1 protein-coding gene is annotated in these 223 nt (G+C 25.6%); it reads left to right on the top strand.

Annotation, left to right across the window (positions count from 1 at the left end):
• Positions 1–223 (top strand): DUF6913 domain-containing protein (locus H2O73_RS24580; RefSeq protein ID WP_220457809.1); only part of this gene is annotated, 223 nt, incomplete at both ends.

Below are 223 nucleotides of genomic sequence, written 5' to 3'. Positions count from 1 at the left end.
CATTATAATACCTTTTCAGAAAAAGATTTAGGTATGTATGGTAAACCCAAGGCATCTAATGTTATAGATTTTGTTAATACTGAATATGATTTATTAATTAATTATTGTAGTCATAATAGTATTTATACAAACATATTAACGATGCGATCTAATGCAAAATTTAAAGTAAGTTTTGCTAATGAGGAATTGCAAAATTTGTATGACTTTACCATAGCTGTAGAAG

Origin of the sequence: Vibrio marinisediminis (assembly GCF_014050145.1) — a bacterium.
In the GTDB taxonomy this organism is placed as follows: Bacteria; Pseudomonadota; Gammaproteobacteria; order Enterobacterales; family Vibrionaceae; genus Vibrio; species Vibrio marinisediminis.
Note: the sequence above shows the minus strand (reverse complement) of the source record. Positions and strands in the feature narration are given on the sequence as shown.